Raw genomic sequence first — 20,242 nt, forward strand, 5'->3', positions numbered from 1 at the left:
CACAGAAGCCTTTTCTCCCCCCGCAGGCTACCCGTTTGGTAGTATGCCAGAGGACCTCAACTGGGCCATCGGCGGCGAAGCCGGCGATGGGATCGACTCTACCGGGAAGATCTTCGCGCAGGCGCTCTCCCGGGCCGGTCGACACGTCTTCACCTCTAAGGACTTCGCCTCCCGGATCCGCGGGGGCTACACCGCGTACAAAGTTCGGACCTCGGTCGACCGCGTCGAGAGCGTCGTCGACCGCCTCGACATCCTCATCGCACTGACCGAGCGCACCATCCACGAGAACGAGGACGAGCTCCACGAGGACTCCGTCATCATCTACGACGGCGAGCGCTCGACGATGCAGGATGTCGAGGTCCCCCACGGCGCGACCGCCCTGGAGGTCCCGCTCAAGCGCCTCGCCGAGGACGCCGGCGGCGCCATCATGCTCAACGTCGTGGCGCTGGGCGCGGCCTGTGAGGTGACGAGCTTCCCGATCGAGAACTTGGACGAGAGCCTCCAGAAACGCTTCGGCGACAAGGGCGAGGCCATCGTCGAGAACAACAAGAAAGCCGCCCGGATGGGCCAGGAGTACGTCCAGGAGGAGTACGACGAGGAGTTCGACTACTCGATGGAGACCACCGACGCGGACTACGTCCTCCTCAACGGCGACGAGGCCATCGGGATGGGTGCCATCGCCGCCGGCTGTCGCTTCTACGCCGGCTACCCGATCACGCCGGCGACCGACGTGATGGAGTACATGACCGGGCGCGTCGACCAGTTCGGCGGGAAGGTCGTCCAGGCCGAGGACGAACTGTCGGCGATCAACATGGCGCTTGGCGCGGCTCGGGCCGGTGCGCGCGCGATGACCGCCACTTCCGGACCGGGAATCGACCTGATGACCGAGACGTTCGGCCTCGTCGCCACCAGCGAGACGCCGCTGGTCATCTGTGACGTGATGCGCTCTGGTCCCTCGACCGGGATGCCGACCAAGCAGGAACAGGGCGACCTCAACATGACGCTGTACGGCGGTCACGGCGAGATCCCCCGCTTCGTCGTCGCGCCGACGACCGTCTCCGAGTGTTTCTGGAAGACCGTCGAGGCGTTCAACCTCGCCGAGAAGTACCAGACACCCGTCTTCCTGGTCTCGGACCTGGCGATGGCCGTCACCGAGCAGACGTTCTCGCCGGAGACGTTCGACATGGACGAGGTGGAGGTCGACCGCGGCAAGGTCGTCGACGAGGACGAGATCGGCGCCTGGCTCGACGAGCAGGGCCGTTTCCAGGCGCACTTCCCGGCCGCAGACGGGGTCTCCCCGCGGGCGTTCCCCGGGACCGCGGACGGCGCACACATGACCACCGGGCTGGAACACGACGAACTCGGCCGGCGGACCGAGGACACCGACGTGCGCATCGAGCAGGTCGACAAGCGCCAGCGGAAAGTCGAGACCGCCCGGGAACAGGAGGAGTTCGACTACCGGGAGTTCGGCGACCCCGACGCGGACACGCTGATCATCTCGTGGGGCTCGAACGAGGGCGCCATGCGCGAGGGCCTGGAGCTGCTCGACGCCGAGGGCCACAACGTCCGTTTCATCTCGGTCCCGTACATCTTCCCGCGGCCGGACCTGACCGACGAGGTCCAGGCCGCCGAGGAAGTCATCGTCGTCGAGTGTAACGCCACCGGGCAGTTCGCCGACATCATCGAACACGACGTGTTAGAGCGCGTCGAGCGCATCAACAAGTACAACGGCGTCCGCTTCAAGGCGGACGAACTCGCGGCCGAGGTCAAGCAGACACTCGATCCAGACAACGGTACACAGGAGGTTGAAGCAGAATGAGCTCAGACGTTCGATTCACAGATTTCAAGTCCGACAAGCAACCGACGTGGTGTCCCGGCTGCGGTGACTTCGGGACGATGAACGGCATGATGAAGGCCCTGGCCGAGACCGGCAACGACCCCGACAACACGTTCGTGGTCGCCGGCATCGGCTGTTCCGGCAAGATCGGGACCTACATGCACAGTTACGCGCTGCACGGCGTCCACGGCCGCGCCCTGCCGGTGGGTATCGGCGTGAAGATGGCCAACCCCGACCTAGAAGTGATGGTCGCCGGCGGCGACGGCGACGGCTACTCCATCGGTGCCGGCCACTTCATCCACGCGGTGCGGCGGAACGTCGACATGAGCTACGTGGTCATGGACAACCGCATCTACGGGCTGACCAAGGGCCAGGCATCGCCGACCTCGCGCGAGGACTTCGAGACGGGGACCACGCCCGAGGGCCCCAAACAGCCCCCGGTCAACCCGAAGGCACTCGCGCTGTCGGCCGGTGCGACCTTCATCGCGCAGTCCTTTAGCTCGAACGCCCAGCGCCACGCCGAGATCGTCCAGCAGGCCATCGAACACGACGGCTTCGGCTTCGTCAACGTCTACTCGCCGTGTGTGACGTTCAACGACGTGGACACGTACGACTACTTCCGGGACTCCATCGTGGACCTAGACGAGACGGACCACGACCCGCACGACCGCGACCAGGCCAAAGACAAGATCCTCGAATCCGACAAGGAGTACATGGGCGTGCTCTACCAGAACGAGGACTCCGTGCCCTTCGAGCAGCGCGAGGGTATCGAGAGCTCGATGGCCGAGATCCCCGACGGCGCTCCCGAGGGCGCGATGGACCTCGTCCGCGAGTTCTACTGAACGGCCCGGCTCCGTCGAAACGCTCGATCGGTACTAGTTTTCGACGGTCGTGCTGCAGACAGAGCGCGTATCAGTCACGGGTGAAGTTGCCGTACACGAGATCCGCGTAGGTATCGCGACAGGGTATGGGCGTTTGGCTCAACGGTAAATCATGGGCTGTTACCGGTAATGAGCGATTGTCCGTGCATTGTCCGATCAAATATATTGTCGAAAATCTCGTCTCGGTCGTCGACTTCCGTAGATGTCGCTGTAGTGTGAGTGCCAGTCGACCGTCTGCTCCTCGGCGGTCTTGGCGTCGACGTACTCCTCAGCGCAGTAGCGTTGAAACGTGTCGCAGTTGATTTTCAGCCTGATCCCCGACTATCATGTCCGATTAACTTTACGCCTGTTTACCCAAGCTATTTGCAATGACCGATGACGAGTCGTCCGAGTCTGCAAAGGAAAATCCCGAATATTCTGTCCCTGCAGAGCTTACCCCGGTTTCGAAATGGGCCAAGGGCTTTACCGCTGATCAGGTCCATTCGTTTCGCAATGACTACGAAGCGCGAAATTTCGTGCTCGGTGATGACATCGGTGTTTTCTTCAACGCCCGTGCTTCCGAAGTGGTCCCCGCATCGATTATTTACAGGTCGGGACGGGTTTCAAGTTTAGAATCCGAGCCGATGTCTGAGATTACAGAAGTGGTTGCAACCAGTGCATTAGGCACCATGCCATTGCGGGAAGCCATGGATGATCCGCGCGCACGCTTTCAGTCGATTGCGGTCGTTCACGAGGGGAAGCTTGTGCTGGAAGAATATCGGGGAATGAGGGAGAATGAAAATCATATATGGAATTCCACAGCAAAAACCCTGAGTGGGCTTCTAATTCATATCCTCGAAGAAGACGGGCTCATCGATCTGAACAAGCCGGTTACTGCGTACGTCCCAGAGTGGGAAGGTACAGATTGGGAGAAAGTCCGGGTATCCCAGGTTTTGCACCAACGCTCAGGCATGGACTTCGTCGAGAATAATGAGAACGTACGAAACCCGAAGCATCCGGTCAGCCGTGCCTTTTCTAGCGCATTGGCCGCCAGAGACGAACCACAAGGCGAGTCGATTAACGATCTCCTGACCGAAGTCGTGCTTAAGGATGAACCAGGCACTGTGTTCGATTATTCAACCTTCAATACACAGGTGCTTGGAATCATTATAGAGAAAGTCACAAAAAAGCCGTTTGATGTCGTATTGTCCGAACGTATCTGGTCACCCGCCGGTATGGAAGGTGATGCCTTGTTGGTTCTTACGCCGAGCGGAGAGCCACTGAATGGCGGTATATTTGGCTCACGCCTTCGTGACTTTGCACGGTATGGGATGCTTTTTACCCCAAGCTGGAGGGAGGCATCTGACACTCGTATCGTCTCGGACAGTTATTTCGAGAAATTACACGAGAGCGCTGACAAGTCTATCTATCTGAACGGGGGACAGGGGCCGAGGATGGTCGAAGAATTCGGATCAGGACCCACTGCAGCAGCTTATCAGTGGGATGCGATATTTGAGGATGGGGATCTATATAAAGCAGGACGCAACGGAAACTGCCTGTACGTCTCTCCCGAAACCGATACGGTCGTCGTCTGGTTTTCGACGACTTACGAGAACAGTCTGTGGCTCAGTACCTATGCACGCTCGATCGTGAACCAACATTTTCGCGATAGATAACCCACACCCGGGACCGGCGTACCGCGACCGCAGGTGTCCGAAGACAGCCCCGACGGGCTTCGAAGGGAGGCGGCCGGACACACTGTCTCACGAGTCCAACCGTGAGCGTCCGTGTCTGCCGAGCGGAATTCCTTCACACTCTCTTACATTTATTCGGCCCGGTCGCGTAGCCGATAGTATGGACCCAGTACGAAGCGGGCTGGCCGGTGGCGCGGCCGCGACGGGCGTCTTGCTGTTGTTCCTGTTGACCGTGGACCTGGCACTCGGCGGGACGAACCTGTTCGTCCTCACGACGTTCGCGAGCCTCTGTACGATCGGTGGCCCGCCGTACTGCCAACTCGGGAGCGTGACGGCGACGCTACTGACTGGCATCGTCTTCCTGAGCCTGTTCGTCGTCGCCTGGCCACTCCTGTTTACCGGCTTCACCTGGGGATTGCCCGGCGAGTCCGGCGCAGTCCACGGCGTGATGTTCGGCGCCGTCATCTGGCTTGGCTACGCTGCGACCGTCTGGATCGCCGTGTTTCGCGGCTGGGAGGAGTTGTCGGCGACGCTGCCGATCCTGGCGGCGATGTTGCTCGCGTATCTCGTCTACGGGCTCGTCCTCGGCGGCGTCTACGACCGACTTGCGGCCCACCGGACCCTGATGAGCACGGAGGCATGACGAGTCGGTCCGCGGCCGGGGATTCGCATCAGCCCGTGGGCTCCTGGACCGAGCGTGAGTCCCGTGTGGAGCCTACACATACCCAACAGCGTTGGGTCCGGTGACTTACCTTCCGGAGCCGTCTCGTCGGTATGAACGTCTTCTGGCACCAGCGGGACCTCAGACTGCCCGACAACCGCGGGCTCGCACTGGCCGCGAACGACGGGCCGGTGGTCCCGGTCTATGTCGTCGACACGGACATCCTCAAGAAGGTCGGAAAGCGCCAGCGTGCCTTCTTCATGCAGGGCGTCCGAGCAGTGAAACGGGCCTACCGGGACCGCGGGAGCGACCTGCTCGTCCGGTCGGGCGACCCCGCCGAACTCCTCGCGGCCGTGGTCGACGAGTACGACGCCGACCGCGTCGTGTACAACGAACACTACCGGCCGGCCCGGCGGAACCGACAGCGCCGCGTCGACGACGCCGTCACCACGAAGTCCGTCACGGACCTCCTGCTGGTCGACCCGGAACGGCTCACACCCCGGTACGAGAACCACAGCCGGTTCTACGACGACTGGCAGGCCGAACACAAACTGCCGCCGGCCGACACGCCGACGGCGGACGAACTCGCCGACATCTCCGACGGGAAGACGGCGCCCGGCCTCGCTGCGGATATCGACCTCCCGGCGGCGGGCTACGACGCGGCCCGCGAACGGTACGACCAGTTCCTCGCCGACGGCATCGAGACGTACAACGACACCCGCGACGACATGAAAGCCGCCGTCGAACGCCCGGTCGGTGCCGTCTCCCGCATGTCGCCGTACCTCGCGGCCGGGATGATCGGCGTCCGCGAGGTCTGGAGAGACGCCAGCGACCGGAAGGCCGCGGTGACCGGCAGCGCACAGCGAAACGTCCAGAAGTACCGCTACGAACTCTCCTGGCGCGAGCAGAACTACCACCTGCTGTACTACAACCCGGACCTGCTGTCGACGAACTACAAGTCGTTCCCGAACCCTATCGCCTGGGAAAACGACCCCGACAACCTCGCCGCCTGGAAGCGCGGCGAGACCGGCTATCCGCTGGTCGACGCCGGGATGCGACAGTTGAATCAGGAGGGGTACGTCCACAACCGGCCGCGCCAGAACGTCGCCTCGTTCCTGACGAAACACCTCCTGACCGACTGGCGTGAGGGGCTGCGGTACTTCACGAAGCAACTGATCGATCACGACCCGGCGACCAACGCCGGCAACTGGCAGTGGATCGCCTCGACCGGTACCGACTCCGTGGACGTGCGAATCTTCGATCCCGTCTCTCAGATGAGCAAGTACGACGACGGCGCGGACTACGTCACCGAGTACGTGCCCGAACTGCGCGGCGTCGACCCCGCGAAGATCGTCGACTGGCCGACCCTCTCCGCTGGCGAACGCCACCAGCTGGCACCGGAGTATCCCGATCCGATCGTCGACCGCAACGCCGCCTACGACCGCGCACAGCGGGTGTTCGAGACGGCGCTGGGCAAGCGGTAGACGGAGACCGAAAGCACAACCCAGAGCAGCGCCCTGTGGGCTGCCGCTCAGAACGACCCGGGCAACACGTCGGGCTCGCCCGATCGGTAGATGTACTCGGCGGCGATGCCGGTCAGCGGCGAGTCCGCCGCCGTGGCGTACTCCTCGGCGAGATCGAGGTACTGCTCGGTGATGTCGAGGACGTGCCGGTAGCCCGCCTCGTCGTCGGGCGCCAGCAGGTACTCGGCGGTCACCGGCGTCAGTTGCCCCTCACGGCGGTCGTCCTCGTAGTCGTCGACATCGTCGAGCCAGATCTGTGCGCCGATGATCGCCAGCACGATCGACTTGGCGAAGGCCGGCTCGATGTCCAGCCCGGCGAGCCGATAGAGGTCGAGCATCCCGTCGTAGAGGACGCCGACGCGGGCGTACTGGGTCTTGCTGTAGGGGAGCGCTTTCTCCCGGTCGGTGAAGGTCGGCGGCTCCTCCTCGTAGTCGGCGAACTTGTACTCCGCGCGGATCGCCTCGACGGCGTCGGCGTCGCCGGCCTCGGCGTCGGTCATCAGTTCACGGAAGTAGTCGTCGCGGTCCTGGTGGGCCTCGCTGTAGTCGACGGCCCACTGGTAGGCCTCCTCGACGACCGGCGGCATCGATTCGAGCAGGCCATCGAGGTGGGACTGCAGGGCGCCCTGAGCCGTCTCGGCGACCCGGCGTATCTCCTCGTCGTCGGCGTCGAAGTCGACCTCGAAGTCTTCGAACTCGTCGTCGTTGATGGCGTCCCGCATGTCGCCGTCGATCAGCGCCTCGATCGAGAGGCGAGTCATCTGCTCGGCGCGGACGACCATCTCCCTGGGCGAGAGATTCTGTGCCGGCCCCTGTTCCAGCGCCGTCGCGTCGACATCCGGCACGCCGTCGGCGATCGTCTCGGTCACCGGGTCGCCGGGCGCTTGCCGCCGGGCGTTCCGATAGACGTACCCCAGGGTCAGTTGCGCCGGCAGGACGAGTTTCGTGTCGTAGTCGAACGCGACCGGGCGGCCGAACTCCGCTTCGAGGGCGTCCTCGACCCGGGCGTTCACGTCGGCGACCATCGCCTCGGTCCGGTCGTCGATCTCGGACTTCAGCGAGAGGCTGGCGTAGTCGAACACGCCGGTGTCGGCGTAGTACCCGAGCACCGCACGGAGGGCGGTCGGGAGACGGCGTCGATCCGCGAGCACACCGGCCACAGAGGTAAGTCCCATATCTCGTCTCCCCGCTTGCCCAGTCGTGTGGCTGGCGGCGCCTTTACCCTTTCGAGAGCCGCGCGAACCCACAGTATCTCGGTGGATTCAGCAAGGTTGATTACTGCGACGTGTAACCTCCGGTTATGAGCGAGCGCTTTGACGTGGTCATCGCGGGTGCGGGGCCAGCGGGGGCACAATGTGCCCGGGACCTGGCGAAGCGAGAGTACGACGTGCTGGTCCTGGAGACGGAGTCCGAGGACGAGTTCCCACGTCAGAGCAACAAGTCGACCGCCGGAACCTTCCCCTCTGCGATGACGGCGTTCAACATCCCGGACGAGGTGGTCATGAACTACACCGACGATGTCGTCCTGGAGTCCCCGAACGACCACTACGTCCGCAAACAGACCGGCGCCGTCCTGGAGTTCGCCGACTTCAAACGGTGGCTCGTCGCGGAAGGCCGCGAGAACGGCGCTACCTACCGGTTCGACGCCAGAGTCTCCGCGCCGATCATGGACGGCGGCGAGATCGTCGGCGTCCGGTACGCCGGCGACGAGGAAGTGTACGCCGACATCGTCGTCGACGCGACGGGCCCGGCGGCGCCGCTTGCCAAGAAGCTGGACGTGTGTGATCTCCAGCGGGATCACCAGGCGATCGGCATCGAGTACGAGTTCGAGAACATCCGGATCGATCACCCACACTACGCCGACCTCTCCGACTCGATGATGTTGCGCCTGGACCACGACCTCGCGCCGGGCGGCTACTCCTGGATCTTTCACACCGGCGCGGACACCGCCAAGGTCGGCCTCTGTTACATCCAGAACCAGGCCCACCGCGACAACGCCCGCGACGGGTGGGCCATCGACGACTACCTGGAGTACTGGCTCGACCGCGACCCCCGGTTCGAGGACGCCGTCCGCATCGAAGGCACGCAGGCCCACCGCGGATCGGCCCACATCCAGCCGCCCGAGTCGGTGAGCACGGACAACTTCATGGCGATCGGCGACACCGTCCCGACGATCGATCCGCTGTGGGGCGAGGGGATCCACAAGGGGATGAAGTCGGCCCGGGCCGCCGCCGCGACGGCCGACGCGGCGCTGACCCCCGACACGCCGGACACCGCCGCCGACTCGCTGGCCGTCTACGACCGGCTCTGGCACAGCGACGTAGCCCCGAACCAGCGCAAGCGCCTCACGATGACCGAACTGCTGTATCTGGCCCCCAACGAGCGCTACGACCGGCTGATGCGTGACCTCCACAGGAACGACTCGGACACGCTGACGGAGGTCAACAACGGCAATCTCCGCGCGATGACGGAGCTGTTCCACCTCTCTGACGCCCCGCTGCTGTGGGAGTACGCACGGCAGAAGCTCCCGCTCTGACCGCACCAGGACGGCAACCTTTTTTCCCGGCTGACCGAACTTCCGGTGATGACAACGCCTTCCGTCGGTGTCGTCGGCGACGAGTCCGTCGCGGAGCGACTCAGCGACGACGGCGTCGCGGTCGAGCGCCACGCCGACGGGACCGTCCCGGAGACGGAGACCGTCGTCGCCGTCGGCCAGGCGGCGCTGTCCGCGGTCGCCGACACTGACTCCGATCCGCTCGTGCTCCCGGTCGATGCCGGACGGGGCGTCCGGAGCGTGGCCCGGGAATCGATCACAGCGGCGGTACGCGGCCTCGACGGCGCCAGGACGGAGCGCCACTACACCCTGTCGATCACTCGCGGGGGGGAGTGTGTCGGCCGAACCGTCTGGGACACGACGCTCGTCACCGAGGACGCGGCCCGGATCTCCGAGTTCGCCATCACGACCCCGACAGACACGATCGACGCGTTCCGTGCCGACGGCGTCGTCGTCGCGACACCGGCCGGCTCGCCGGGCTACGCCCGCCGTGTCGGCGGCCCGGTTCTCGCCCCGTCACCGGTCGCCGTGGTCGCTCCGATCGCCCCGTTCGCGACGAATCCGGATCACTGGGTCGTCCCGGTCGACGAACTCACGCTCTCGGTCGAACGCGACGAGGCGACCGTCTCCCTGTTGGTCGACGACGACCGCGCCGGCACCGTCGCCCGGGGCGAGTCCGTGACACTATCGGAGAGCGATCCGATTCGCGTCGCCGTCGTCGCGGAGAGTCGCCCGCGGTTCGCCTGACGCGGCCCCGAGTGGAAAGACACTAATGGGATTCGGACTGAGACTCACGTATGCAGCCATCCGTCACGCTCTTCGGGCCACTCGATACCATCATGGGGAGCACCGCTCCCGGGGATGTCCTCGTCATCGAGTACGTCATCATGGCACTGGTGATCGGTAACCTCGTGACGCGGCAGTTGGCCCACAGACGACACACAAAACAGTACGAGGACGGCGGCGCCGACGCCCTCAGCCGCCATCCGGCACACACCGCGAGCAACCTCATCCTCATCCTCACCTCCTTCTACTACACGACCCTGGCCCACCACGGCGGGATGGTCATGTCGATGCTCGTCCTGGGCGCGGTCATCACCGACCTCTTCGAGTTCGAGGCTCGCAGGGTCGAGGCCCGCCGGGACATCCCGCTCGAACGGCCGAAGGGATCGATCTTCGCGGCGATGCTCGTCCTGCTGTACGCCGGCTACCAGAGCTTCTTCTGGGTCATCGCCGGCCCCTGGCAGTCCATCGTCTGAACGCGATCACCGCTGTTCTCCCGCGCTCCATCGCCGGCCAGCGACCCGCTCGGCGTACCGACGATAGCGGGCGTCGAGGGCTGGATCGACGCCAGTCTCCGACCGGCGCCGTTCGAGATGGTCCCCGCGTGGTGGCGTCTGTGCCTTCCTCACGGTGTCACCGACGGGGTCGGAACAGTTCGGTCGACCGTGTCGCTGCCGACGGTCGGAGGCGGTCCTGTCGGCTCGTCGATCGTGAAACGACAGTAAAAGCGGCTGTGACGGCGCTCAGGCCGATCGTTCGTCGAGATACTCGCGGAGTTCGTCGAACGCGGGGATGAGGACCCAGAAGGTGAGCGCGCCGAGGATCGCGAACCAGAAGAACACGTCACCCAGCATGAGCGCCACCTGGTCGAAGACGGTCGGGTTCTCCAGGGTGACCTCGCCGGTGAGCTGTGCCCCCTCGAAGCTCGGGGTCCGGTACCAGCCCGCGACGGTCATCCAGCCGAGCCCGCCGATCATGAGGATCCCGAAGCCCTTGATGAATTCGTCAGCCATTATCAGATGGTTCGGCAGCGTCGTCTTTAGACTTTCCCATCTCCTCGGTGCGAAAGCGCGTCGAGAACGCGTAGACGACAGTCCCGACGAGGATGAGGCCGATCCCGGCGATGGCGACCGGCGCGTCGATCTCGGAGACCGGTGCCGACGCTCTGTTGGTCGCCACGTCGACGAGGATGAACCCCCCGACGACCGCGAGGATGGCAAACAGCGTCGAGAACACCGTGACGGTCTTGTAGACGCGTACCGGGACGACGACATCCCGTCGGCCGTTGTCGCCGGTCTGGTCGTTCGTCATCAACCGCTCTACGGTCGGGAGCTACTTTACTGCGGCGAGACGGACTGTAAGGATCGGCGGCGGCTGGAGAAAACGGGCGACAGAGCAGTTACTTCGGTGGTCTGAGCCGGTAGTACCGGCGGTTGAGGTCGAACATGTACCCCTCCCGCATCGTCTTCAACACCGCGTAGGTGATCGTCGCACTGACGAACGGGAGCAGGAACGTCAGGTCGAACAGCAGGTTGGAGTCCATCGGGAGGAGGTTCTTGATCGACAGCGCCGCGATGGTCAGGCTGAAGATGACGCCGGACATCCCGACGGCGGCCCAGAACGGCTGCTCGACCGGGCGGCGCGCCGACCCCTTGTTGAGGAAGGGGACGATCGCGACGAACCCGACGACCACGACGTTCGCGAGCACCCCGTAGGTCCGGTCAGCCATCAGCTTCGAGCCGCCGAGGATCGAGAGGTCGGGGTTCAGCGGACCGAGTTTCAGCAGGCCAAAGGACCAGTAGAGATACCAGTCCGGCAGGATGATCGCCGGCGTCACCGACGAGTTCGCCGGGTTGGGCATCTCGGGCGGGAGCGCCGCCGAGACGAACAGGATCATCCCGACGAAGAAGCTCGTCAGCGCGAGGTTTCGCATCATCTCGTGGGGCCAGGCCGGGAACGCGAGCACGTCACGCTCGACGTAGTCGGACTCCTGGCGCAGGTCCTGATCCTCGCGCCGTGCGCGTTCGAAGTACTCGTAGGTCAGCCGGGAGAGCCCCTCGGTCCGTGTCTTGCGTTCGGACCACGTGGGAGTCTCGTCGTCCGGCGCGACGATGCCACCGCCCGAGCCGTCCGTGCGGACGTTCTCGGATTCCGTGTCTGTGTCGTTGTCGCTCATTGTATCAGTGTGGTTCCGCGATGCCCTGCATCCAGACGATGCCGATGTGGACGGCGATCACTGCCGTCGTGATGAACGGCAGGAAGAACACGTGCAGGATGTACATCCGTTGGAGTGTCGCCTGCGAGAGCGTGAACCCGCCGAACATCAGCTGTGCGACCCACTCGCCGATGAGCGGGATCGACAGCGACATCTCGACGCCGATCTGGCCGGCCCAGTACGACAGCTGACTCCACGGCAGCAGGTAGCCCGTGTACCCGAACACCAGCGTCAGCGAGATCAGCACGATCCCGATGAGCCAGTTCAGCTCGCGCGGTTCCTTGTACGCACCCGTGAAGTAGACACGGAGCATGTGCAGGAACACGGCCGCGACCATGATCTGGGCGGCCCAGCGGTGGACCGACCGCAGGAAGTACCCGAGGTTGAGCTGGCCCATGATTATCAGCACCGAATCGTACGCCACGGTCGGCGAGCCGTCGGCGGCTGCCGCCGCGGGCGCGTAGTAGAACCCGAGCAACGCGCCCGAGATCGCCGCGACGATGTACGCCACCGTCGAGAACGAGCCGAGCGCGTACAACGGGTACCAGTACCAGAACTTGTTGTCGAGGTTGTACTGCTCGGTGTGGCTCTTGGGCATCTGCATGTTGACCTTGTAGTAGAGATCCTCCAGGATCTCCAGGTAGTCAACGACCCGGAGCCGTTTGTCGAGCCAGATGAGTGCGGTCAGGTACACCGTCTCGATGGGCGAGAGGTCCCGCTTTTTCATCCACCCTTTGTGGTCGTGTTCGTCTTTGCGTTCTAGGCTCATTGTTACTCAGTTTGTGGGGGGCGTGGCAGTGCCACGAACGTTGACTGGACTGGGCTGAACGGGTTGTACACAGATTGGTGGCACTGACAATAAATCCTGTCCGCGGCGCCGAAGTTCGCACTCCCCGAGTACGCCTTGAACCCTGGGACACAGCAGAAGTGCGTACACTTGTTCAGCCACGCGATGAAGCCGTCGGCGGTCGCTGCCGAGACGAAGTCCTGGACCGTACCCGGCAGTTCACTGTATTTCCCCTCGCCGTTCGCCATCCGTTCGACTTCGACGGACCGGATCAGCTGAATGGGGATCGTCGACACGTCGCCGTCCGAACGCCAGGTCGCGCTTGCCGGCTTCCCGACACCGGACCGGCCGATGCCGTTGCCCCAGTCCTCGTAGTCCGAGAACATGTCGACGGTCAGGGGCGCGCCGCTCTCGTACTCGCTCTGCCACGAGAACGTCCCGGAGCTGTTTCGGAACGTGTTGTCCTGGTCTGCCTGCGGATAGATCCCTTCGACGGACTGCATCCCGCAGTACTGGAACCACGCCGAGGAGTAATCGACGCCGCTGCCACCGAAGTCGCGGGTGATCGCGACGCCGGCGTCCTCGTCGTACTCCGGCCAGATGCCTTTGAGCTGCCCGCCGTCGATCTCAAGCGGGATGATCGGCATCCCGCGGGGCGCCGGACCGTCTGTGTTCTCGACTGCGACGAACTGTGTCGTCCCGCCACCTTCACCGGCCGCGTCCGTGGTCGCGTCGACGGCCGCGAGCCCGCCAGCGCCGACGCTGGAGAGGGCTGCACTGCCGACGACGCCTTTCACGAACCGACGACGGCCGGTTTCGGCGGGGTATTTGTCTTCGTCTAGTGGCATGTTACTTCTTGTAGTAGGGGTAGACTGCGCGTTTGATCGTGTCGACAAGCTGTTCCTCGTCGAGGGCGGTCGTCCCGTCGACATCCTCCTGCCGGATGTAGAGGTCCTCCCACTTGCGGCGGCGCTTCTTGACGATCATCACGTCGGGGAGGAACTCCTTGCGGTACAGCAGCATGATGAAGGCCAGATCCAGGAAGATGACCGTCAGGACGCCACCCAGGAACATGTTGGCCTCGATGAGCCTGACCGTCAGCGTCGTCCCGATGCCGGAGGCCCACCCGGCCAGCATGCCGTAGGTGAACAGGCCGACGAAAAAGACCTGGATGATCGTCAGGAGGACGATCCCGACCGCCGCTGCGGTGCTCTCTCGGGGCGGTTCGTAGCGGTGGATATCACCGTACGTAGAGCCTTCCGAGGCCATCAGTTGTTCCCTCCGCTGGTGTGGGGCGACTCACCGTACTTCAGCATGAAGAAGGTGAACACGAGCGGGAGAAAGACGGCCAGTCCGGCGCCGATTCCGACGAAGTGGGGCTGGATCGGCACGCCCGCGTAGTGGGGGTCGACTTCGACCGGGCCGCCACTACTGAGGGTCACGGTCGGGTAGTCCTCGCCGACGACGATGGCACCTTTCATCTGGAGCCCCTCGTGGGGAACACAGTAGTACGTGTAGATGCCGTCTTCCTCGAAGGTGTGCTCGTAGTTGACACCGGCCGAAGACACCGCGTCGCCCGAGTTGAGCGTGTCGCCGTTGGCCTGGACAACGTTGTGGCCACCGCCGTCACCGGTCCACTCCCACTGGACCGTCGCGCCGTTGTCCACGTGGACTGCCGGCGGGCCGAACCCGTAGGCACCACCGTTGGCCTGGACACCGACCTCGACCGTCACCGTGTCCTGGCCGGTCGCGTCGACGGTGCTTGCCGGTCCGCCGAAGTTCCCGACTTGGTCGAGGTAGCCGCCGTAGTCCGGGACCGTCTGGCCACCGCTGCCGCCCTCTTCCTGGGCGGCGGCCGAACCGGTGGCGCTGAGGGCAGCCGCTGTCCCGGCGGCGCCCCCTGCGGTCCGGACGAACTCCCGTCTGTTCATGTACACGTGGGGGTCGGGACTGAGTTTGTATAAACCCACCGAATACACCCGCTTGCGGTGTCACGCCCCCGCTTCGTCGTTCGAATCCGCGTCGGATCGTTCCCCGTCATATTCGGGTTCGATCTCGGGAACGAAATCCGGGCGCTCCCCGTCCTCCAGGCCGATCGCGCGCAACCGGTCGCGGTACTCCTCGGCCCGGAACTTATCGGAGAGGCGCGCGTTAGCGACGGTGAAAAACAGGACGAGCGCGACGCCGACGAAGGCGAACCCCGCGACGAACAGCAACGCGATGCTGGTCCCGGCGTCACCGATGACGCCCGCGGTCGCCAGCCCCCCGCCCACGATGAGGACGAGTCCGGCGAGCAGTTGGGCACCGGCGATGGCCTGCAGCATCCAGTTGCCCAGTTCACCGCCGCCTTCGGGGACCGCCTCGGGTTCGGGCAGCGGGTTCCGTGGGACCTCCTCGGGAACCTCGTAGGAGTCCATCGAGCACAGCGCGACGGTCGGTTTCACGTCCCGGAGAACCGTCCCCTCGCCCTCGATGCTCCCGTCGGGATAGACGATAGCGTACCCCTCGTCGGAGTACGCCAGGATCCGGGGCGGTTCCTCGTGGCGCTCGATCCGGGCGAACACGTCCCTGTTTGCGACCCGGGTGAGCAGGTCACGTTCGACCCGGTCCAGCAGTTCGTCGTCGGTGATCCAGGTCTCGGCGTCGAAGGCGGCCTCCCACTCCTCGGCGGACATCTCCGCCATGTCCGCCGGGCCGAAGTCGTCGAAGTCGTACTTCTGTTCGACCTGCTCGCGGAGCGTCTCCATCTCCGCGTCCGCGGCGTTGGGGTCCGTGTCCCCGTCCCGCTCGCTCTGGTTGTCCGACTCCGACGGCGACTCGTCGGCTGTCTCGTCCGGGACGGAGACCCGCTCGCCCACGCCAGCGTCGTCGGAGGCGGTCGAATCCGGGTCGGCCATTGCCCGACGGTAGGGTCCGCACGGTCTTACACTTTCTGACCTCCGCCATCCGGCACGTTTTAGCACACCCTGTCCTAACCCCCGCCCATGGTCTCTGACGGGGTCGTCGCCACGGTCGTCCTCGCGTCGGTGACGCTGAGTTTCCCCTGTTTCGTCTACGGCGCGTACTACATCATCGAGACCGAGCCGGTCACCTGGGACGTACTGCTCCACCACCTGAAGTTCGTCGTCACCGGGCTGGTCCTGACGACGGTGCCGATGGTCACGTGGATGATGCCCAGACTCCCCGACCAACTCGGCGGCGTGTCGGCGGTCCACGCCTATCTCGGCCTGCAGGCGTACGCCCTGCTCGCTTTCGGCGGGACCGGCATCGTCCGTATCTTCCGGGCGAAGAAGGAACACGACCTCTACAACGACTACGACGAGGACCTCCTGCTGGACGAGATCGGCGGCGAGACGATGGACCACTGGCGGTCCCGCCTGCGGATCGGCGTGTTCGGCTACGTCATCTTCTGGATGCTGGCTTACGTCGTCGGCCTGGCCCGGTACGTGCTTCGCTACGCGGTCTGAGTCGAGCGCGAGCCACCCAAGCACTGTAGAGGAGCGGCGTCGAACCGTCGTGTATGGCCGGAGGCGAGCACCGCCCGTGGTAGTCTCGGACCCCACGACGCTCGTGGAACTCGGCGTCGGTGCGGTGGCACTCGCCGTCCTCGTCCGGAGCGCCGGTGTCGCCGTCGACCGGGCGCTCGCGCTGGCGCGTCACTACGACCTGCCGGAACTGCTCATCGGGATGTTCGTCGTCTCCATCGGGACGAGTCTCCCGGAGATCAGCGCACATCTCGTGGCGTCGCTGGGCATCCTCAGCGGGACGCTCGATCCCGTCGTCGCGTCCGCGACGGTCCTCGGCAGCAACATGGGTTCCTCGACGGTCCAGCAACTGCTGTTGTTCGGCCTGTTCCTCGTCGGGTACGGGCACTACACTCCCGGACCGGAGTTCCTCCGGACGAGCTACGTCCCGATGGTGGCCGCGTTCGTACTCGTCCTGGGCCTCGGTGCCGACGGCGCCGTCTCCCGACTCGACGGCGCTGTCCTCCTCCTCGCGTTCGGGGGCTACACGTACTACAGTTTCACACGGACAGTCCGGACGACGGCGCTCCCCGAATCCCCGCCGGAGTCGATCGCGGTCGGCCGGGACCTGGCGGTGACTGCCCTCGCGCTGGCGGGCGTCCTCGGGAGCGCGTTCGTCGTCCTCGCTGTGGTCGAGGCGACGGTCACGCGCCTCCAGTTGGGCGGGTCGATGCTCGGCGTGCTCACGCTCGGGATCGCCGCGGCGCTGCCGGAACTCTCGACGGTCGTCGAGTCGATCCGTCGGCGGACGCCCTCGCTCGCGCTCGGAACGCTGGTCGGCAGCAACGTCGTCAACTCCCTCGTCGGGATCGGTCTGGGTGGCCTCCTCTCGACCTACACGGTCCCGCAGTCGGTGTTGCTCTGGGACCTCCCGTTCAAACTGCTCGCCGGGGTCGGCCTGCTTGGCTACCTGTGGTTCGTCGGCGACGGATCGCTCGGCCGGCGCGAGGGCGCCACGCTCGTCGTCCTCTACCTCGTCTACCTCACCGGGCGGCTGCTGGTCTTTCCGGTGTGAGCCGTCCCGAAGTAGAGTCAAGCAGCCACAAGTATCAATAAAGAACAAATTTCTTAGTGAGCGTTACCGAAGCACTAGCTGAGACGCCATGTACGAGACGATCCTCTACCCGACAGACGGGAGCGAAGGCGCCGAGGCGGCGCTGGCACACGCCCGTGACCACGCACAGCGGTACGGGGCGGAAGTCCACGTCCTGTTCGTCGCGGACAGTTCCTTCGAGCGGTCCGGGATGGTCGGCGAGGAACACGCGGGCACCCCGTCCGGGATGCGGGGCGAAGAACACGACCACGAGCCGTCGGGGCTGATCGCCGAGGACACCGATCCGCTTGGGACCATCGAGGCCGGAGGGGAAGCGATCGTCGAACGCGTCGCGGCGGCGTTCGGCGACGACGTGCCGGTGACGACGGCAGTCCGCCGGGCCACACCGTACAACGGGATCATCGAGTACGCCGAGGGGGTCGGTGCGGACCTGATCGTGATGGGCACCCACGGCCGTCGGGGCGTCGACCACTTCCTGATCGGCAGTGTCGCCGAGAAAGTCGTCCGCACGTCCGAAGTCCCCGTTCTCACCGTGCGACTCGACGACGCCTGACTACCAGGCCTCGCCGCTGGCCAGGTCGACCTCGCTGTCGCCCTTCTCGGAGGAGCAGATGTCCGCCAGCACGCACTCCTCGCAGTCGGCCGCACGCGCCCCACAGATCGCCCGGCCGTGATCGATCAACAGGTGCGTGAACTGCTGCCACTCGCTCTCCGGAACGATATCGAGGAGGTCCTGTTCGATGGCTTCGGGCCGCTCCTGATCGGTGAGCCCGAGGCGACGCGAGAGGCGCTGGACGTGCGTGTCGACGACGATGCCCTCGACGATGTCGTGGCCGTGCTGGAGGACGACGTTGGCCGTCTTGCGGCCCACGCCGGGCAGATCGGTCAGCGCGGACATCGTGTCGGGCACCTCGCCGTCGTGTTCCTCGACGATCCGCTCGCCGATCCCCTTGAGGTAGCCGCCCTTGTTGTTGTGGAACGTGATCCCGTAGATGTCCTCTGCGAGTTGCTCCTCGCTGGCTGCGGCGTAGTCGGCCGCACTCCGGTACTTCTCGAAGAGGTCCGCGGTCACCTCGTTGACGCGCTCGTCGGTACACTGCGCCGAGAGGACGACTGCGACGAGCAGTTCCAGTCGATTAGCGTAGTTCAGCGAGATGGTCGAGTCCGGATACTCCTCGTGGAGCCGGTCGACGACCTCTTCGGCCTGTGCCTGGCGGCTCGCAAGCGGTGTTCCCATACACGCATCCCGGGGCGGCCCCGCCTTTGGCCTGTCGTTCGCCGCCGTCGGCGGTCCGTGGCCGGGCATCGCGAACTGTTGTCACACCGGGAGAACGTTCATCCGCCGGTCCGTCCTCCGTTCGACTATGCCCGGTCCCACATTTCTCGACGGCGAGACGGTATCGCTCGCGACGATCGAGGAGGACGACGTGGCGTTCGTCCACGAGACGGTCAACGACCCCGCAGTCCGCGAGGGGCTCTCGTTCGCCAGACCACAGAGCGAGCGGGCCGAACGCGAGTGGATCGAGTCCGTCGGCGACCCGGACAGCGACGACGTGCACTTCCTGATCTGTGTCGACGGCGACCCGGTGGGCGTGATCGGCCTGAACCGGGTCGCCCCCACCACCGGTGCCGGCGAACTCGGCTACTACCTGACGCCGGACGCCTGGGGGAACGGCTACGCGACAGACGCGGCACGGACCATCGTCGACTACGCGTTCGCCGAGTTGCGCCTCCACCGCGTCCACGCGCTGGCCTTCGACGACAACGAGGCGTCCCGGCGCGTTCTGGAGAAGGTCGGGTTCGAGCACGAGGGCGTCATGCGGGAACACTGGTTCCGCAACGGCGAGTACGAGGACGTACACGTCTACGGCCTGCTGGCGCCCGACTGGGAGTAGTCACAGCGCCGCGACGGCGTCCAGCAACGGGGCGATGTCGGGGACCTCGCCCGACCCGTCGTCGGCCCACGCGAACCGGACGCGACACCGACTGTCGACGAGGAACGCCGCCCGTCGCGTCGTCCCGTCGGGTCGCTGGACGCCGAACTGGGCGTCGACGCCGGCGTGGTCGATCAACAGCGGGAACGGGAGTCCCAACTCCGCCGCGAACGAACGGTGGTCCGCCATATCACCCGGCGCCACGCCGAAGACGGCGATCCCGTCGGTCAGTTCCCTCCACTCGGTGTCCCGTAACGCCGCCAGGTACCGCCGGCAGCGCGGCGCGAAGTCCTCGGTGTAGAAGGCGACGACGACGGGCGCCTGCCCGGCCGCAGCGGAGAGCCGGTAGGCGCCGCTCCCACCGTTTGCGGTCCCCTGGAGATCGAAGTCCGGTGCCGGATCGCCAGCGTCGAGCATACCCGAGCGAACGACCTCCTGCGAGAAGAACCTGGCCGTCGTGACAGCGCCGCCGCTGGTCAGCGTGGGCAGAACGGGGAGAATCAGGACGCGTCTGTGTCCGACACGGTTCAGTCGGCCGTGACCTCGCGGCCGGCCGCGGTCTCTTCGGGGACGGGCGTGGCGAGTTTGTAGACTGCGTACAGTCCGAGGACGGCGATGCCGGCCAGGACGAGTCCGGTCCGGATCGTGGGGTCGATCATGGGGGTGGCGACGATCTCGCCCGCGTCGTTGGTGATCGGTGCCGCGCCGAAGGGTTTGCCCGCCAGCGTCTCGATCAGCCCCATGACGACGACGCCCAGGACGATCAGTCCGCCGCTCAGTGCCATTGCCGCCTTGTCGATGATGTCAGTCATTGGT

The 20,242-nt window shown here is 65.1% G+C and carries 25 protein-coding genes; 12 read left to right on the forward strand and 13 right to left on the reverse strand.

Annotated features, from left to right (window positions below; genetic code table 11):
- Positions 1-43: 43 nt before the first annotated feature.
- The 5 genes from P1L40_RS02920 to P1L40_RS02940 all read left to right on the forward strand — a co-directional run bounded on the left by P1L40_RS02920 (position 44) and on the right by P1L40_RS02940 (position 6,536).
- A complete protein-coding gene (locus tag P1L40_RS02920) occupies positions 44-1,819 on the forward strand; it encodes a 2-oxoacid:acceptor oxidoreductase subunit alpha (RefSeq protein ID WP_284009811.1) in 1,776 nt (591 codons plus the stop codon).
- Entirely contained in the window at positions 1,816-2,679 is an 864-nt protein-coding gene (locus P1L40_RS02925; RefSeq protein ID WP_284009812.1) for a 2-oxoacid:ferredoxin oxidoreductase subunit beta, read from the forward strand. The genes P1L40_RS02920 and P1L40_RS02925 overlap by 4 nt, the downstream gene beginning before the upstream one ends.
- Positions 2,680-3,086: 407 nt before the next feature.
- Positions 3,087-4,373 (forward strand): serine hydrolase domain-containing protein, encoded by a 1,287-nt coding sequence (locus P1L40_RS02930; RefSeq protein ID WP_284009813.1) that lies wholly within the window; start codon positions 3,087-3,089, stop codon positions 4,371-4,373.
- Positions 4,374-4,551: 178 nt separating this feature from the next.
- Complete coding sequence (locus tag P1L40_RS02935; RefSeq protein ID WP_284009814.1) at positions 4,552-5,034, forward strand: DUF6789 family protein; 483 nt, start codon at positions 4,552-4,554, stop codon at positions 5,032-5,034.
- Positions 5,035-5,165: 131 nt separating this feature from the next.
- Positions 5,166-6,536: a cryptochrome/photolyase family protein gene (locus tag P1L40_RS02940; RefSeq protein ID WP_284009815.1), complete on the forward strand. Its 1,371-nt coding sequence runs from the start codon at positions 5,166-5,168 to the stop codon at positions 6,534-6,536.
- A 47-nt stretch (positions 6,537-6,583) separates the two neighbouring features.
- Here the strand turns inward: P1L40_RS02940 and P1L40_RS02945 are convergent, their stop codons facing one another.
- Positions 6,584-7,750 (reverse strand): hypothetical protein, encoded by a 1,167-nt coding sequence (locus P1L40_RS02945; protein ID WP_284009816.1) that lies wholly within the window; start codon positions 7,748-7,750, stop codon positions 6,584-6,586.
- 125 nt (positions 7,751-7,875) lie between these two features.
- Here P1L40_RS02945 and P1L40_RS02950 point away from each other — a divergent pair, with 125 nt between their 5' ends.
- From P1L40_RS02950 to P1L40_RS02960, 3 genes are read left to right on the forward strand one after another with little or no spacing between them, the layout of a single operon-like run.
- Entirely contained in the window at positions 7,876-9,111 is a 1,236-nt protein-coding gene (locus P1L40_RS02950; RefSeq protein ID WP_284009817.1) for a digeranylgeranylglycerophospholipid reductase, read from the forward strand.
- A gap of 48 nt (positions 9,112-9,159) precedes the next feature.
- A complete protein-coding gene (locus P1L40_RS02955; protein ID WP_284009818.1) occupies positions 9,160-9,876 on the forward strand; it encodes an NAD(+)/NADH kinase in 717 nt (238 codons plus the stop codon).
- 50 nt (positions 9,877-9,926) lie between these two features.
- Positions 9,927-10,388: a DUF7313 family protein gene (locus tag P1L40_RS02960; RefSeq protein ID WP_284009819.1), complete on the forward strand. Its 462-nt coding sequence runs from the start codon at positions 9,927-9,929 to the stop codon at positions 10,386-10,388.
- Positions 10,389-10,394: 6 nt separating this feature from the next.
- Here the strand turns inward: P1L40_RS02960 and P1L40_RS02965 are convergent, their stop codons facing one another.
- From P1L40_RS02965 to P1L40_RS03005, 9 genes are all read right to left on the reverse strand, one after another.
- Positions 10,395-10,541: a hypothetical protein gene (locus P1L40_RS02965; RefSeq protein ID WP_284009820.1), complete on the reverse strand. Its 147-nt coding sequence runs from the start codon at positions 10,539-10,541 to the stop codon at positions 10,395-10,397.
- Between the two features lie 114 nt (positions 10,542-10,655).
- Positions 10,656-10,925 carry a DUF7314 family protein gene (locus P1L40_RS02970; RefSeq protein WP_284009821.1) on the reverse strand — a complete coding sequence of 90 codons (270 nt, stop codon included), beginning with the start codon at positions 10,923-10,925 and terminating at the stop codon, positions 10,656-10,658.
- Positions 10,918-11,223 (reverse strand): DUF7315 family membrane protein, encoded by a 306-nt coding sequence (locus tag P1L40_RS02975; protein ID WP_284009822.1) that lies wholly within the window; start codon positions 11,221-11,223, stop codon positions 10,918-10,920. Before P1L40_RS02975 ends, P1L40_RS02970 begins: the two co-directional genes overlap by 8 nt.
- 88 nt (positions 11,224-11,311) lie before the next feature.
- Positions 11,312-12,088, reverse strand: coding sequence for a cytochrome b family protein (locus P1L40_RS02980; RefSeq protein ID WP_284009823.1), 777 nt, complete (start codon positions 12,086-12,088; stop codon positions 11,312-11,314).
- Positions 12,089-12,092: 4 nt separating this feature from the next.
- On the reverse strand, positions 12,093-12,896 hold the full coding sequence (locus tag P1L40_RS02985) for a cytochrome b (protein WP_284009824.1): 804 nt from the start codon (positions 12,894-12,896) through the stop codon (positions 12,093-12,095).
- Between the two features lie 2 nt (positions 12,897-12,898).
- Positions 12,899-13,762 carry a ubiquinol-cytochrome c reductase iron-sulfur subunit gene (locus tag P1L40_RS02990; protein WP_284009825.1) on the reverse strand — a complete coding sequence of 288 codons (864 nt, stop codon included), beginning with the start codon at positions 13,760-13,762 and terminating at the stop codon, positions 12,899-12,901.
- A gap of 1 nt (position 13,763) precedes the next feature.
- Entirely contained in the window at positions 13,764-14,183 is a 420-nt protein-coding gene (locus P1L40_RS02995; protein ID WP_284009826.1) for a DUF7318 family protein, read from the reverse strand.
- Positions 14,183-14,845 (reverse strand): halocyanin domain-containing protein, encoded by a 663-nt coding sequence (locus tag P1L40_RS03000; RefSeq protein WP_284009827.1) that lies wholly within the window; start codon positions 14,843-14,845, stop codon positions 14,183-14,185. The genes P1L40_RS02995 and P1L40_RS03000 overlap by 1 nt, the downstream gene beginning before the upstream one ends.
- 60 nt (positions 14,846-14,905) lie before the next feature.
- Positions 14,906-15,811: a DUF7319 domain-containing protein gene (locus tag P1L40_RS03005; RefSeq protein WP_284009828.1), complete on the reverse strand. Its 906-nt coding sequence runs from the start codon at positions 15,809-15,811 to the stop codon at positions 14,906-14,908.
- 87 nt (positions 15,812-15,898) lie between these two features.
- Between P1L40_RS03005 and P1L40_RS03010 the strand changes: the two genes are divergently transcribed.
- The 3 genes from P1L40_RS03010 (at position 15,899) to P1L40_RS03020 (ending at position 18,045) form a co-directional block, all read left to right on the forward strand.
- Entirely contained in the window at positions 15,899-16,381 is a 483-nt protein-coding gene (locus P1L40_RS03010; protein ID WP_284009829.1) for a DUF7321 family protein, read from the forward strand.
- 76 nt (positions 16,382-16,457) lie between these two features.
- Positions 16,458-17,453 (forward strand): sodium:calcium antiporter, encoded by a 996-nt coding sequence (locus P1L40_RS03015; RefSeq protein WP_284009830.1) that lies wholly within the window; start codon positions 16,458-16,460, stop codon positions 17,451-17,453.
- 88 nt (positions 17,454-17,541) lie between these two features.
- The gene (locus P1L40_RS03020) at positions 17,542-18,045 is read left to right on the forward strand and encodes a universal stress protein (protein WP_284009831.1); all 504 of its coding nucleotides are present in this window, start codon (positions 17,542-17,544) and stop codon (positions 18,043-18,045) included.
- Here P1L40_RS03020 and nth read toward each other — a convergent pair whose 3' ends face one another.
- Positions 18,046-18,729, reverse strand: coding sequence for an endonuclease III (gene nth, locus P1L40_RS03025; protein ID WP_284009832.1), 684 nt, complete (start codon positions 18,727-18,729; stop codon positions 18,046-18,048). It lies immediately after the preceding gene.
- A gap of 127 nt (positions 18,730-18,856) precedes the next feature.
- Here nth and P1L40_RS03030 point away from each other — a divergent pair, with 127 nt between their 5' ends.
- On the forward strand, positions 18,857-19,387 hold the full coding sequence (locus P1L40_RS03030) for a GNAT family N-acetyltransferase (RefSeq protein WP_284009833.1): 531 nt from the start codon (positions 18,857-18,859) through the stop codon (positions 19,385-19,387).
- Here the strand turns inward: P1L40_RS03030 and P1L40_RS03035 are convergent, their stop codons facing one another.
- Together P1L40_RS03035 and P1L40_RS03040 are read right to left on the reverse strand one after the other, a co-directional pair.
- Complete coding sequence (locus tag P1L40_RS03035) at positions 19,388-19,843, reverse strand: redoxin domain-containing protein (protein WP_284009834.1); 456 nt, start codon at positions 19,841-19,843, stop codon at positions 19,388-19,390.
- Positions 19,844-19,953: 110 nt separating this feature from the next.
- A complete protein-coding gene (locus P1L40_RS03040; RefSeq protein WP_284009835.1) occupies positions 19,954-20,238 on the reverse strand; it encodes a hypothetical protein in 285 nt (94 codons plus the stop codon).
- Positions 20,239-20,242 lie beyond the last annotated feature (4 nt).

The organism is Haloarcula pelagica (genome assembly GCF_030127105.1).
In the GTDB taxonomy this organism is placed as follows: domain Archaea; phylum Halobacteriota; class Halobacteria; order Halobacteriales; family Haloarculaceae; genus Haloarcula; species Haloarcula pelagica.

Coding starts and splice junctions, on each gene's coding strand:
- P1L40_RS02960 (WP_284009819.1), top strand. CDS start 9,927: ATGCAGCCATCCGTCACGCTCTTCGGGCCACTCGATACCATCATGGGG.
- P1L40_RS02995 (WP_284009826.1), bottom strand. CDS start 14,183: ATGGCCTCGGAAGGCTCTACGTACGGTGATATCCACCGCTACGAACCG.
- P1L40_RS03010 (WP_284009829.1), top strand. CDS start 15,899: ATGGTCTCTGACGGGGTCGTCGCCACGGTCGTCCTCGCGTCGGTGACG.
- P1L40_RS02940 (WP_284009815.1), top strand. CDS start 5,166: ATGAACGTCTTCTGGCACCAGCGGGACCTCAGACTGCCCGACAACCGC.
- P1L40_RS02935 (WP_284009814.1), top strand. CDS start 4,552: ATGGACCCAGTACGAAGCGGGCTGGCCGGTGGCGCGGCCGCGACGGGC.
- P1L40_RS03005 (WP_284009828.1), bottom strand. CDS start 15,811: ATGGCCGACCCGGATTCGACCGCCTCCGACGACGCTGGCGTGGGCGAG.
- P1L40_RS03020 (WP_284009831.1), top strand. CDS start 17,542: ATGTACGAGACGATCCTCTACCCGACAGACGGGAGCGAAGGCGCCGAG.
- P1L40_RS02945 (WP_284009816.1), bottom strand. CDS start 7,750: ATGGGACTTACCTCTGTGGCCGGTGTGCTCGCGGATCGACGCCGTCTC.
- P1L40_RS02930 (WP_284009813.1), top strand. CDS start 3,087: ATGACCGATGACGAGTCGTCCGAGTCTGCAAAGGAAAATCCCGAATAT.
- P1L40_RS02920 (WP_284009811.1), top strand. CDS start 44: ATGCCAGAGGACCTCAACTGGGCCATCGGCGGCGAAGCCGGCGATGGG.
- P1L40_RS03035 (WP_284009834.1), bottom strand. CDS start 19,843: ATGCTCGACGCTGGCGATCCGGCACCGGACTTCGATCTCCAGGGGACC.
- P1L40_RS03000 (WP_284009827.1), bottom strand. CDS start 14,845: ATGAACAGACGGGAGTTCGTCCGGACCGCAGGGGGCGCCGCCGGGACA.
- P1L40_RS02975 (WP_284009822.1), bottom strand. CDS start 11,223: ATGACGAACGACCAGACCGGCGACAACGGCCGACGGGATGTCGTCGTC.
- P1L40_RS02955 (WP_284009818.1), top strand. CDS start 9,160: ATGACAACGCCTTCCGTCGGTGTCGTCGGCGACGAGTCCGTCGCGGAG.
- P1L40_RS02985 (WP_284009824.1), bottom strand. CDS start 12,896: ATGAGCCTAGAACGCAAAGACGAACACGACCACAAAGGGTGGATGAAA.
- P1L40_RS02970 (WP_284009821.1), bottom strand. CDS start 10,925: ATGGCTGACGAATTCATCAAGGGCTTCGGGATCCTCATGATCGGCGGG.
- P1L40_RS03030 (WP_284009833.1), top strand. CDS start 18,857: ATGCCCGGTCCCACATTTCTCGACGGCGAGACGGTATCGCTCGCGACG.
- P1L40_RS02925 (WP_284009812.1), top strand. CDS start 1,816: ATGAGCTCAGACGTTCGATTCACAGATTTCAAGTCCGACAAGCAACCG.
- P1L40_RS02950 (WP_284009817.1), top strand. CDS start 7,876: ATGAGCGAGCGCTTTGACGTGGTCATCGCGGGTGCGGGGCCAGCGGGG.
- nth (WP_284009832.1), bottom strand. CDS start 18,729: ATGGGAACACCGCTTGCGAGCCGCCAGGCACAGGCCGAAGAGGTCGTC.
- P1L40_RS02990 (WP_284009825.1), bottom strand. CDS start 13,762: ATGCCACTAGACGAAGACAAATACCCCGCCGAAACCGGCCGTCGTCGG.
- P1L40_RS03040 (WP_284009835.1), bottom strand. CDS start 20,238: ATGACTGACATCATCGACAAGGCGGCAATGGCACTGAGCGGCGGACTG.
- P1L40_RS02980 (WP_284009823.1), bottom strand. CDS start 12,088: ATGAGCGACAACGACACAGACACGGAATCCGAGAACGTCCGCACGGAC.